Origin of the sequence: Staphylococcus sp. EZ-P03 (genome assembly GCF_003344575.1) — a bacterium.
Taxonomy (GTDB): Bacteria; Bacillota; Bacilli; order Staphylococcales; family Staphylococcaceae; genus Staphylococcus; species Staphylococcus simulans_B.
In genome coordinates this window covers 48,070-60,109 of record NZ_QPMO01000016.1, presented here as the reverse complement: position 1 = coordinate 60,109, position 12,040 = coordinate 48,070, and the positions used below count along the sequence as shown (strand labels likewise).

Below are 12,040 nucleotides of genomic sequence, written 5' to 3'. Positions count from 1 at the left end.
CCTATTTTACTTGCAAAATGCTTGGAATTTTTATAAGTTATAGCGAGTAAGGAAAAAGCAGATAGAAAGGAATCTGTTGTTTTTCTAAATAATAAATAGGAGGAACCTTATGGAACAGATGGTCGAAAATTTTATCGATCAGTTTGGTTACCTGGGAGTATTCTTATTAATCGCTCTAGAGAATATCTTCCCTCCAATCCCTTCTGAATTGATTTTAACTTTCAGCGGATTTTTAACGTTGCATTCAGATATGAACGTTGTTGGTGTAATTATTGCGTCTACACTAGGTTCAGTAGCAGGCGCTATTGTACTTTATTATGTAGGACGACTGCTCTCTGTAGAAAGATTGCAGAAACTGGTAAACGGTAAAGTAGGAAAAATATTGCGTTTTAAAGCAAGCGACATAGAAAAAGCAGATGACTGGTTTGATACACACGGCAATAAAGTTGTTTTCTTCGCAAGATTTATTCCAGTGATTCGAAGCCTGATTTCAATTCCAGCCGGAACAACAGGCATGCGACTCATACCATTCTTAATCTTTACCACACTTGGTACATTAATTTGGAACACCGTTCTTGTAATATTAGGTCAGCAAGCAGGATCAGCTTGGCCGAAAATTTCAGCTGCATTCGATTCATTCTCAAGTATAGTACTTATCGTCTTAGTTATTTTATTTATTATTTTAGTTCTATTATTTGTGAAGAAACGTTTCAGCAAATCAAACAAGTAAACATAAATACCGCACTTTCCGATGAAGAGGGAAGTGCGGTTTAATTATATTGCTTTATGCATATAAACGTATTAAAAGTGCCCGCGAACAGGAAATAAATCCAATGCTGAATATACAAAGATTTGTTCTGGTTTCATGTCTAATCTTGTACAAATAGAGTGGATGATGGAGTCTTTTGGTTGTTTGCTGTGCAAGTTGTAGTAATATTTACCGTTCTTTTCCAGCACGTAACGCCATGCGCCTAAATGTTTGAGCTTATTTAAGTCAGGCGGTCCATCAGTTGTTCGAATGGAAACGGAATAACTGAGGTAGAACTGATCGACGTAAGTTGGACAGCTTGTTCTGATTCGGTGTTTAATCATCAAATAAAATAGTACTATCGCAATAAATACACCGCTCATGATTTTCATAGGTAATGGTGCCATTACATTTGTATAGCCGATTGAAGTGAAATGAGCCCATAAAGCAATACAGATAAATAACGCTAAAATAGCAAGAGTTAAGATGGTATTTTGAAAGTGTTTAAGGTATTGATATTCTTCTGCTTTAGTATCTGTGTTGCTATAGATAGGGTTTTCAGTGTCTTTTAAATAGCTGTACACCAATGTATGTTTTGAGTAGTTGAGTTGTTTGGTTGTCATTGCGAAATAAGGACTGTTGTTATCGAGCGCAGGTTGCGTTTCTATATCCTTTGTTTTAATAAAGTTGACCTGGAGTTTTGTATTCTTAACTGCAGGATTATGTTTGAAAGTATAAACGCCGTTGATAACACGTGTTAAATAATAACCTTCTTGTTTTTTCTGTTCGAGAAACTTTTGTTCAGCAAGTGATCCTTTAAGGGTCAATTTAAGCTTTTTCATGATGTCTTCCTTCTTCCTGAATCTTATGTAAACGCTTTAATTATATTTTAAATATTCGGAAAATAAAAAGCAAGACCGATAGAGAAATATATGGATAAGTACTAAAGAACGCCTCGCTTTCGATAGAAAGGAGACGTTTTGTATTCTGAAATTCATTTTACTTTTTGTTTTACTGCACTCTTCCAAGTAATCAAAAGACGTGAAAGCTGATCGGCAAAAAGAAGACCTGCCGCAATTGCACCGGCAATTAAAGTAACCTCAAGCATGGTAGGTACTGCTTTGTTAAATTGAAGTATCACCAGGCTTTTTGTGGTGTCGAATGCAAGTCCTCCAGGTACCAAGGGGATAATACCAGGTACCATAAAGATAATGACTGGTTCTTTTTTCAACCGAGCCATGATATGGCTCAGCAAACCAAGTGCTAAACTGCCGAAGAAAGAAGCATAGATTGTATGAATATGCAGACCGGAATATAAAAAGATATAAACCATCCATCCGCATGATCCTACTAATCCTGCCCATACATACATGCGCTTCGGCGCATCGAAAATGACACAAAAGAAGAGGGAGGCAATATAACTAAAGAAAAAGTGAGAAATCCAATATAACATGTTGTGTCAGCCTCCTCCTTTAAAATATCAGCAGCATCGTACCTACGCCTGCACCTATGCCGAACGAAGTAACGAGTGCTTCTAATGATTTAGTCGTGAACATCATCATGTGTCCCCCGAATAAGTCTTGGATTGCATTGGTAATTAACACTCCTGGGACAATCGGCATGACTGCGGCGATAATAATCGCAGAGAGCGAACCGTCGGGGACCATATTATTTCCGAGTATTGCAATCCCTCCGATTACAACAGAACCTAGAAATTCTGGTATAAATAAAGTTTTTAAATTAGCGCGGTAGAGCATTTCTACAACCAGATAACCAAGGGAGCCAGCAAAAACGGTCGCAATAATATCTACGAAATTACCCGTCTGCAAGTATAAAAAGCTGATTGAAATGATAGCGGCAGCTATTCCTTTATAAATTAAATCATGTGTTTGTTTAGTTCTATAGACCTGTTTCAAACGTGTGTAAGCTTCTTCTAAACTAATATCACCAGATGCTAATTTACGAGAAACAGAATTGGTTTGGGAAATTTTAATTAAATTGGTATCACGTGATTCGATTCTATACATTCTTGGCGTTGTTTGATTATCAAGCAAGAAGTTGATCACTGTATTAGTCACAAAGCTGTTGCTTTGGTTAAAACCTAATGTTTCCGCAATACGTGTCATCGTACCTTCGACACGAGTACCTTCGGCACCAGACTCTAATAATATACGTCCTGCAAGCATAATCGTATCTTTCGCTAGGCGTTCTTTAGGCGTATCTTCTATATAACTTACTCTGTTATCTAATTCCATATCATCACTCATTTTCTTCTGTCGTAAAGTTGTCCTTATATTTTTGTGAATATTCAAATCAATACATCAATTATGTAGGAAAACAATGAGAGAAACAACCGAAGAATTCGTTTCGATTGTGTAAATTTTGAAAAATGAGGTATTCATATACCAACCCGTTATCGATAGTGAGTTTTACACAGTAAATGTATTTTTTATCCTATCAATAATTTCATAATTGACTTTATATAATTAAAAGAAGGCAATCAAATAATCCAATATTCTATCCAATGTTTCAAATATTTCAAAACGGTTAAAGTTATAGTGGTTGACTGTTGAAGTGTGTTAACTGGGTAGCGACGGTAACCGCTTCACAGTTAACCTGCTAAACAAGTAGTGGCAAAGTTCTCCAAGGACACTACAGGAGGGATGAGCAACACTGCATTCAAGCCGTGCAGTTGTATGCTTATACTATACGGCAGAAGCTGCCAACATTGGGAGTGGTAGATGCCGAAGAACGTGCCGCTAGCATGCAGGCTCAGATAGCCAGCATACGTGTGGTACATAGGTGTCATTCATTACTCGGTGCTGGCTAGCATTCTGCTTTAATTAATGAATCACACCAAAATATAGATTCTGTTAAAGAGAACTTGCACCACAACACATATGTGAGTGTGAGTTCTCATTTGTTCTTTTATTGCGATAGTTAAATTTTATTTGTGAAATTATGATGGTTTTGTAAAATAGCTATACATATTTATCTTCCGAAATTGTATAATTAACATATACAAAATGTTGTTTTGGAGGGATAATTATGTTTGATTCACAACGAGCAATAAAAAGTTTGAAATTAGCTGTGTTATGCACGATTTTACCCATGATTTTCAACATAGTGACAAGTGATCATTTTTTGAACCCTATTTTAGATAAGTATGATATAGAGCATTTATTAGGATTCGCATTGTTTGCGTATATTGTAATTTATATGATGTATTGGTTGAAAGATAAATAGGTGAAAGTTGAATAATAATGAAATTTAAAAACAGAGAGCGTATGCCTATGTGTAACACATAGCTTACGCCCTCTGTTTTTATCTCATTAGTTGTTTGTTAAATACTGAAGAATTTTTCTAAGCTGTCTTCAGGTAATTTATGGCCGACAAAGAAACTGCCGAATTCGCCATAACGCGCAGTTGTTTCATCAAAGCGCATTTCATAAACGATTTTCTTGAATTGAAGTACGTCATCTGCAAATAATGTAACGCCCCATTCGTAATCGTCAAATCCAACTGAGCCAGTGATGAATTGTTTGATTTTACCGGCATATTTACGACCAATCATACCGTGGTCATACATTAATTTTTTACGTTCATCCATTGAAAGCATATACCAGTTATATGTTTCATTGCGGCGTTTGTTCATTGGATAGAAGCAGATATAATCTGAATGCGGCAATTCAGGATAAAGACGTGCTTTAACATGCGGGTTCTCATATGGATCTTCGTCTGATTTGCCTGCAAGATAGTTGCTTAATTCGATAACAGATACGTATGAGTACGTTGGGATAAAGTAATCTGCGATACGTAATTTGTTTAATGCAAGTTCAATAGCGTTAAGCTCTTGCATTTCTGGACGTAATACCCAAAGTAAAACATCTGCTTTTTGGCCTGTAATATTATACAGTGCGTGATCACCGTTTTGATCTTTACGTACTGAACCTAATTTGTCTAAGAAGTCTTGGAATTCTTTGACAATTTCTTGACGGTCTTCACTAGGTACAAGACGTAATGTCGGCCAGTCGATTGCATAAAATAAATGGAGGCTGTACCAACCATCTAATGTTTCTGCTGCTTGACTCATTATTATCGCTCCTTTGAAATATCTATTGATTCACATCAAAGTTTATCATAAAGGTTGATGCAAAGCATACAAATTGATTGAAAGTAAGAGCGTGGTAATTACTTGTAAAATAGCGTATAATAATGGATGAAAAAATTTATAAAACCGTGATTTCCAAGGAGGATATTATGCCTAGTTTATTAGATGTATTGAAAGACAAACTTTCAGGAAAGAATGTAAGAATCGTATTACCTGAGGGTGAAGATGAACGTGTATTAACTGCAGCAACAAAATTACAAGCTTCAGATTTTGTGGAACCTGTTGTTTTAGGTGATGAAGACAAAATCAAATCACTCGCAGAAGACAAAGGTTTAGATATTTCAGGCATCGAAATTATTACACCAGAAACAAGTGAATTGAAACCAGAATTGGTGGAAGCATTTGTAGAACGTCGTAAAGGCAAAGCGACAAAAGAACAAGCAGAAGATATGCTGAACAATGTAAACTACTTCGGTACAATGCTTGTTTATACAGGTAAAGCAGAAGGGCTTGTCAGCGGTGCTGCACACTCTACAGGCGATACTGTACGTCCTGCATTGCAAATTATCAAAACAAAACCAGGCGTTGCGAAAACTTCAGGTGTGTTCTTCATGATTAAAGAAGATGAACAATATGTATTCGGCGACTGTGCAATCAACCCGACACTAGAAGCAACAGACTTAGCTGAAATTGCTGTAGAAAGTGCAAAAACAGCGAAAAGCTTCGGTATGGACCCTAAAGTTGCGTTATTAAGCTTCTCAACAAAAGGTTCTGCAAAATCAGACGACGTTGAAAAAGTAGCACAAGCAACAAAAGCAGCACAAGAAAAAGCTGAATCAGAAGGTTTAAACGATGTTGTTATTGACGGCGAATTCCAATTCGACGCAGCAATCGTACCAGAAGTTGCAGCGAAAAAAGCACCAGACGCTAAAATCAACGGCGATGCAAATGTCTTTGTGTTCCCTAGCTTAGAAGCAGGCAACATCGGCTATAAAATTGCACAGCGTTTAGGCGGTTATGAAGCAATCGGACCTGTATTGCAAGGCTTGAATTCTCCAGTAAACGACTTAAGCCGCGGCTGCTCAACTGAAGATGTCTTCAACTTATCAATCATCACTGCAGCACAAACATTGCAATAATGGATTTGGCAGAGCGCTATTTTAAAGATCAAGAATGGCGTTATATTGACCATTCTACAGGCTTTGCGCCGATGCAGTCTTTTGCATTTGATGATACATTTTCAGAAAGTGCGGGCAAGGATTTATCATGCAGTGTCGTCCGCACTTGGATTCATCAGCATACCGTAATACTAGGTACACATGATGCACGCTTGCCGCATTTAAATGACGGCATACGCTATTTGGTCGATGAACGCGGCTATAATGTAATTGTCCGCAATTCAGGCGGCTTAGGTGTGGTGCTCGATCAAGGTATTTTGAATTTCTCCCTTATCTTTAAGGGCAAGACCGAAGTTTCAATAGACGAAGCATTCAACTTAATGTATTTAGTAGTCGATAAAATGTTCGAAGATGAACATGTTACTATCGAAACGAAAGAAATTGAACGCTCTTATTGCCCGGGAAAATTCGACTTGAGTATCAATGACAAAAAGTTTGCTGGTATTTCTCAACGCAGAGTGAGAGGCGGTATTGCGGTACAAGTTTATCTTTGTGTAGAAGGTTCAGGCGAAGAACGTGCTGAAATGATGAAAGCTTTCTATGACAGAGCTTTGCAAGGAGAAACAACGAAGTTTAAATATCCTGATATTGATCCATCTTGTATGGCTTCGCTTGAAACTTTGTTTGGACATTCCATGACGGTTCAAGATGTGATGTTTAAATTGCTTTATGCGATTAAAGATTTAGGCGCAACATTAAATATGGAACCGATCAGCGATGAAGAATGGGAAAGATTCGAAAAGTATTTCGAGCGTATGATAGAACGCAATGCAAAAATAAATGCGAAAATGAACGATTAATCATAAAGGGATGTAAAATAGCTGCACAAGCTGTTTACATCCCTTTTCTGTTGCCTGAGTGCTGGTTTTTATAATTGGAATACGAGGATTTTATGACAAAGATATGATCAAATCGTTTAAATAAAGTGGAATTTTCGGTAGAATGAGGAAGTAGTTTATTATCAGGTATTAATTTTACAACTTAGGTATGATAAAACATCGAGATAAATAGGGTATAATAAAACGGTGTTTGAAGAAAAGTGAACAGTAAAGTGCAACATATTTTATAAATGACAAAAATATATAGGTTGAAAAATAAATGAGTATATTAATTAAGTCCCATGCATAAGCTTCCTGTCATTTTCATAAGGGCAACAAAGAAAGTGGCTGGAGGTCTTTGCATGTATACAACAGGAATTCAATATACTTTGAGAAACTAGGAAAGTATTAAAGGTGATGCAGATATGACACAAAAAGGCTACGGGGAATCTAATGGGAAAATCATATTAGTAGGTGAACATGCGGTGACGTTCGGCCAGCCTGCGATTGCAATTCCGTTTTCCTCTGGTAAAGTAACAGTTGAAATTGAAGAAATGCCGGAATTGGCAGTGTCTACGATGATCAGTGATGTCTATGAAGGCGAAGTTGCGGATGCACCGGAGCATTTACATGCATTAATCAGCAAATTCGAAGAAGAAAATCATATTGATTCACCTGTGATGATTAAAATCGATGCACAATTACCGCCTTCAAGAGGTTTAGGTTCTAGTGCTGCTGTAGCCGTAGCCTTCACTAGAGCTGCTTTTGACTATATGGGCAAACCTTTATCTGATGAAGCATTGATTGAACATGTCAACTGGGCAGAAATGATTGCGCATGGGAAACCTAGCGGTATCGATGCACAAACGATTGTGTCGAATAAACCGACATGGTTCCAAGAAGGTGTCTTTACACCTTTGAAAACTTTGAATGTTGCGGGATATATGGTCGTTTTAGATACCGGCATCAGAGGGAATACCAAAGAGGCAGTGAGCGATGTGCATGAACTTGTACAGCATAATCATGAGAATATGCAGTTTATCGAACGTATCGGCCGACTGGTACATGCAGCAAATCAAGCCATCAACACGCATAACTTTGAAGCGTTAGCTGACATTTTCAATGAATGCCAATCGTATCTAGCGACATTGACAGTCAGTCATCCGAAAATTGATCGGTTGTTGCAAGTGGCAAAACAAGCAGGTGCTGTGGCAGGCAAGCTGACAGGCAGTGGCCGCGGCGGCAGTGTCATTACGTTAGTGAAAGATTATGCGACAGCGAAAAAGGTAGCACAAGCGGTAAAAGAAGCGGGTGCTAATCATACGTGGATAGAGAATTTAGGAGGTTAATTCAATTGGCTAAGACGGGCAAAGCGAGAGCGCATACGAATATTGCGTTGATTAAATATTGGGGGAAAGCAGACGATGCACTGATTATTCCAATGAATAATAGTTTGTCGCTGACTTTGGATAAATTTTATACGGAAACACGTGCAACATTTGATGCGCAATTTGAAAAGGACCGTTTCTTCTTAAACGGGGAAGAAGCGGATGACAAAGAAACGCAAAAAATTTCAGCATACTTAGACATTGTCAGAGCACGCGCAGGTACTGACATGAAAGCACATATCGACAGCACTAATTTTGTGCCGACGGCAGCTGGATTAGCTTCTTCTGCCAGTGCGTTTGCGGCACTTGCGGCTGCATGCAATGAAGCGTTGGACATGCAGTTGTCTGATAAAGATTTATCCCGCCTCGCTAGACGCGGTTCAGGTTCTGCAAGCCGCAGTATTTACGGAGGATTTGCGGAATGGGAAAAAGGCCATGATGATGAAACGTCTTATGCACATGCCATCGATGCAGATCATTGGGAAGATAATTTGGCAATGATTTTCGTAGTGATTAATCAAAAATCTAAAAAAGTAAAAAGCCGTGCTGGGATGTCTTTAACACGCAATACTTCTCGCTTTTACCAATATTGGTTAGACCATATTGATGCGGATATCAAAGAAGCAAAAGCCGCGATTGCAGCTAAAGATTTCAAACGTTTAGGCGAAGTATTTGAAGAGAATGGACTGCGCATGCATGCGACAAACTTAGGGGCACAACCGCCATTTACATATTTGGTGCCGGAAAGTTATGAAGCTATGGCTTTAGTACATGAATGCCGCGAAGCAGGATTGCCGGCATACTTCACAATGGATGCAGGTCCTAATGTAAAAGTATTAGTACAAAAACAGCATCAGCAAGCAGTCATCGATAAATTAACAACTTACTTTGATCAAGACCAAATTATCGCAAGTGATATCGGTACTGGGATTGAAATTATAAATGAGGAAGATGAATCATGATTACAGTCAAAGCGCCAGGCAAACTCTATATCGCAGGTGAATATGCAGTAACGGAACCAGGTTATAAGTCTGTATTGATAGCAGTGGACCGTTTTGTGACGGCTACGATAGATACAGCAGCCGCAAATAACGGCGGTTCAATTCATTCTAAAACGCTGCATCATGAGCCGATTACATTCCAAAGAGAAGGCGATAAGATTGCAGTCTCAGATGCGAATGCGGCTAAACAATTAGAATATGTGATTACTGCAGTTGAAGTCTTCGAGCAATATGCTAAAAGCTGCGGTAAAGCGCTGAAACACTTTGATTTAGTGATCGACAGCAATTTAGATGATGCCTCTGGCCATAAATACGGTTTAGGTTCGAGTGCTGCTGTTTTAGTTTCTGTCGTTAAAGCACTGAATGAATTTTATGAGCTGGATTTAGCGAATTTAAATATTTATAAACTTGCGGTGATTGCGAATATGAAACTGCAAAGTTTAAGTTCATGCGGCGACATTGCAGTCAGTGTCTTTACTGGCTGGTTAGCTTACAGTACTTTCGACCATGATTGGGTCATGCAGCAGATTGAAACGTCTTCTGTTGCTGAAGTGGTAAAGAAAAACTGGCCGGGATTATATACTGAACCCTTGCAAGCCCCTGAGAATATGGAAGTGCTTATCGGCTGGACAGGTTCTCCAGCGTCATCTCCTTACTTAGTCAGTGAAGTGAAACGATTAAAATCAGATCCAGAGTTTTACAGCCGTTTCTTAGAACAATCTCAATCTTGTGTCGAGCGTTTGATCTATGCTTTCAAAACGAACAATTTAAAAGGTGTACAAGCTATGATTCGACGCAACCGTTCTATCATCCAAATGATGGATGCAGAAGCAATTGTCGACATTGAAACACCTCAGCTTAAACAATTATGCGATATCGCAGAAACTTATAATGCTGCTGCTAAAACATCAGGTGCAGGCGGCGGAGACTGCGGTATAGCGATTATCGGCAACCAAAAACACCGCAAAATGATTTATAACAGCTGGAAAGCAGCAAACATCAAACCACTGCCGTTCCACGTTTATCAAGGTCAATAATATAGTGTGCTGTCTCACTGTGAACCATTGCAGTGCGGCAGTTTTTTTATAGCAGATTTCAATGTTCTGTTAAGGTGTTAAAGACTGAGTATCATACGGTTCAAAGAATTGGGACTTGAAATTTTACGGAAAAAGCGTAGAATAGATAAGGTTAAATAATAGAAGTCGTTAGAGAAAATAGATGATTATAGAGATAAAGTGAGGTGGACATAGCAGTGCAAAACAAATTTTTGATTTGTGATGATTGCCAAGCCGTTAATTGCAAATCCCTAGAAAGAAAATTAAAGAAATTAGATCCAGAAGCTGAAATAGAAATAGGCTGCCAATCATACTGTGGTCCAGGTCGCAGAAAGACATTTGCGTTCGTCAACAACCGCCCTTTAGCAGCATTAACAGAAGATGAGTTAATGGAGAAAGTTGAAAAGCAACTTCAAAAACCGCGTGATCCAGAAGAAGAAGAGCGCTTGCGTCAACGTAATGAAGAACGTAAACGCAGAAAAGAAGAACAAGACCGAAAACTTAAAGAAAAATTAGCGAAACGTAAACAAGCTGAATAAATATATACCGAAATCCATTGAAAAACAGACCTGATGATGTGCGTGTAATACGTCACATTAGGTCTGTTTTTCTGGTGTTCATAGGTTTTTTCTAACTAAGTGTGTAAGTTATTTTCCGCTATTTTAAGTATTTTATTACGGTAGATTTTAGAGTTAAGTTTGCCACCTAGAAATAGCGACGTAATGTGAATTCATTTTAATTTGAAATCAAATAAGAGGAAAAGCTTTCATATAAATAATCAAATCAAGTTTTACTTAAGCTTGTTTTTTCAAATAGAAATACCGCAAAATAACTTGGACGTTCCCCTTAAACTATCAACAATAAAGTTTAGTGAGGCAATGTACAACAAATTAGATGGCAAGAAGTTAAACACAAAATTTATGAATATGAAACAGTGATTTATGCGTCTGAATTAGCACAAGAACGCTATGAAGAGAACCGAATACACTGTGGAGCTAAAGGGCTCTGGATTAAGAATCCAAGTTTTATTACTTGTGCTGATGACTTGAGGAAAAGACGAAAATGGTCGCAGAGTGCTGTTATCAGTTATGAATATAAAAATAGAGTATTTGACAATGAAATGATACCTTATTTTTTCGAAATATTTGCTAGACATTTTATACTTTCCTTTAGCAGGATCAACCACGTAAACATTATCGCCTTTTATCTTATCTAATACGACAAAGTGATGATATCCTTGTTGATTAATAATATGAACTATTGATGGGTATTCTATATTTTGTAATTCTTCTACCGAGTTTGCTTGAACACAGTTTAAATTAAGTCCAATTTTTTCACCAGCTTTTATCATTCCAAAAAGATTAGTTCCAGACTTATCTGTTTTAGCGTATTCCCTTAATTTTGGGATAGAAACGCATTTCCCAAAGTACTGAGAAATCATCGCAATGCATGTGGGTCCACAATCTTTTTTTCATATTGCTGAATATATTTGATTTTCATATCATTTTTCGTTCATATTAAAATATTTTATGGTTGATATATTAGTGATACTTATATTTTTTAGTGTAGAGTCAGTATTTATATATTAATAAAACTTGTAAATTGTTTTTTGTTATCTATATCACGAAGAGCAGTTATTTTATCGACGCCAGATAAGGTGCTATTTGTTTTAGTTCCCATTAATGTAAAAAAATTAATGGTTGCGATAATGTCGTCTACTGCACTTGTATCTAGGCCATTT

General features: G+C 37.6%; 13 protein-coding genes. 8 read left to right on the top strand and 5 right to left on the bottom strand.

Annotated elements, in window-relative coordinates:
* The first annotated feature begins 109 nt into the window (after positions 1-109).
* Complete coding sequence (locus DVJ99_RS08845) at positions 110-730, top strand: DedA family protein (protein WP_114603946.1); 621 nt, start codon at positions 110-112, stop codon at positions 728-730.
* Positions 731-801: 71 nt separating this feature from the next.
* Here DVJ99_RS08845 and DVJ99_RS08840 read toward each other — a convergent pair whose 3' ends face one another.
* The 3 genes from DVJ99_RS08840 to DVJ99_RS08830 all read right to left on the bottom strand — a co-directional run bounded on the left by DVJ99_RS08840 (position 802) and on the right by DVJ99_RS08830 (position 3,003).
* On the bottom strand, positions 802-1,590 hold the full coding sequence (locus DVJ99_RS08840; protein WP_114603945.1) for a DUF2812 domain-containing protein: 789 nt from the start codon (positions 1,588-1,590) through the stop codon (positions 802-804).
* Positions 1,591-1,742: 152 nt separating this feature from the next.
* Complete coding sequence (locus tag DVJ99_RS08835) at positions 1,743-2,201, bottom strand: threonine/serine exporter family protein (protein ID WP_105993414.1); 459 nt, start codon at positions 2,199-2,201, stop codon at positions 1,743-1,745.
* Positions 2,202-2,220: 19 nt separating this feature from the next.
* The gene (locus tag DVJ99_RS08830) at positions 2,221-3,003 is read right to left on the bottom strand and encodes a threonine/serine exporter family protein (RefSeq protein WP_114603944.1); all 783 of its coding nucleotides are present in this window, start codon (positions 3,001-3,003) and stop codon (positions 2,221-2,223) included.
* A gap of 793 nt (positions 3,004-3,796) precedes the next feature.
* On the opposite strand from DVJ99_RS08830, the gene DVJ99_RS08825 reads away from it, so the two are divergent.
* On the top strand, positions 3,797-3,994 hold the full coding sequence (locus DVJ99_RS08825) for a hypothetical protein (RefSeq protein ID WP_114603943.1): 198 nt from the start codon (positions 3,797-3,799) through the stop codon (positions 3,992-3,994).
* A gap of 97 nt (positions 3,995-4,091) precedes the next feature.
* Here the strand turns inward: DVJ99_RS08825 and hemQ are convergent, their stop codons facing one another.
* Positions 4,092-4,841, bottom strand: coding sequence for a hydrogen peroxide-dependent heme synthase (gene hemQ, locus DVJ99_RS08820; protein ID WP_114603942.1), 750 nt, complete (start codon positions 4,839-4,841; stop codon positions 4,092-4,094).
* Positions 4,842-5,008: 167 nt separating this feature from the next.
* Here hemQ and pta point away from each other — a divergent pair, with 167 nt between their 5' ends.
* The 6 genes from pta to DVJ99_RS08790 all read left to right on the top strand — a co-directional run bounded on the left by pta (position 5,009) and on the right by DVJ99_RS08790 (position 10,838).
* Positions 5,009-5,998 carry a phosphate acetyltransferase gene (gene pta / locus DVJ99_RS08815; RefSeq protein ID WP_114603941.1) on the top strand — a complete coding sequence of 330 codons (990 nt, stop codon included), beginning with the start codon at positions 5,009-5,011 and terminating at the stop codon, positions 5,996-5,998.
* Complete coding sequence (locus DVJ99_RS08810; protein WP_114603940.1) at positions 5,998-6,837, top strand: lipoate--protein ligase family protein; 840 nt, start codon at positions 5,998-6,000, stop codon at positions 6,835-6,837. The genes pta and DVJ99_RS08810 overlap by 1 nt, the downstream gene beginning before the upstream one ends.
* Before the next feature lie 443 nt (positions 6,838-7,280).
* On the top strand, positions 7,281-8,204 hold the full coding sequence (mvk, locus tag DVJ99_RS08805) for a mevalonate kinase (protein ID WP_114603939.1): 924 nt from the start codon (positions 7,281-7,283) through the stop codon (positions 8,202-8,204).
* Positions 8,205-8,209: 5 nt separating this feature from the next.
* A complete protein-coding gene (gene mvaD, locus DVJ99_RS08800; protein ID WP_114603938.1) occupies positions 8,210-9,205 on the top strand; it encodes a diphosphomevalonate decarboxylase in 996 nt (331 codons plus the stop codon).
* Positions 9,202-10,281 carry a phosphomevalonate kinase gene (locus DVJ99_RS08795; RefSeq protein ID WP_114603937.1) on the top strand — a complete coding sequence of 360 codons (1,080 nt, stop codon included), beginning with the start codon at positions 9,202-9,204 and terminating at the stop codon, positions 10,279-10,281. The genes mvaD and DVJ99_RS08795 overlap by 4 nt, the downstream gene beginning before the upstream one ends.
* A 215-nt stretch (positions 10,282-10,496) precedes the next feature.
* Entirely contained in the window at positions 10,497-10,838 is a 342-nt protein-coding gene (locus DVJ99_RS08790; protein ID WP_114603936.1) for a YuzB family protein, read from the top strand.
* A gap of 413 nt (positions 10,839-11,251) precedes the next feature.
* Here DVJ99_RS08790 and DVJ99_RS08785 read toward each other — a convergent pair whose 3' ends face one another.
* Complete coding sequence (locus tag DVJ99_RS08785) at positions 11,252-11,740, bottom strand: cysteine peptidase family C39 domain-containing protein (protein ID WP_240430828.1); 489 nt, start codon at positions 11,738-11,740, stop codon at positions 11,252-11,254.
* Positions 11,741-12,040 lie beyond the last annotated feature (300 nt).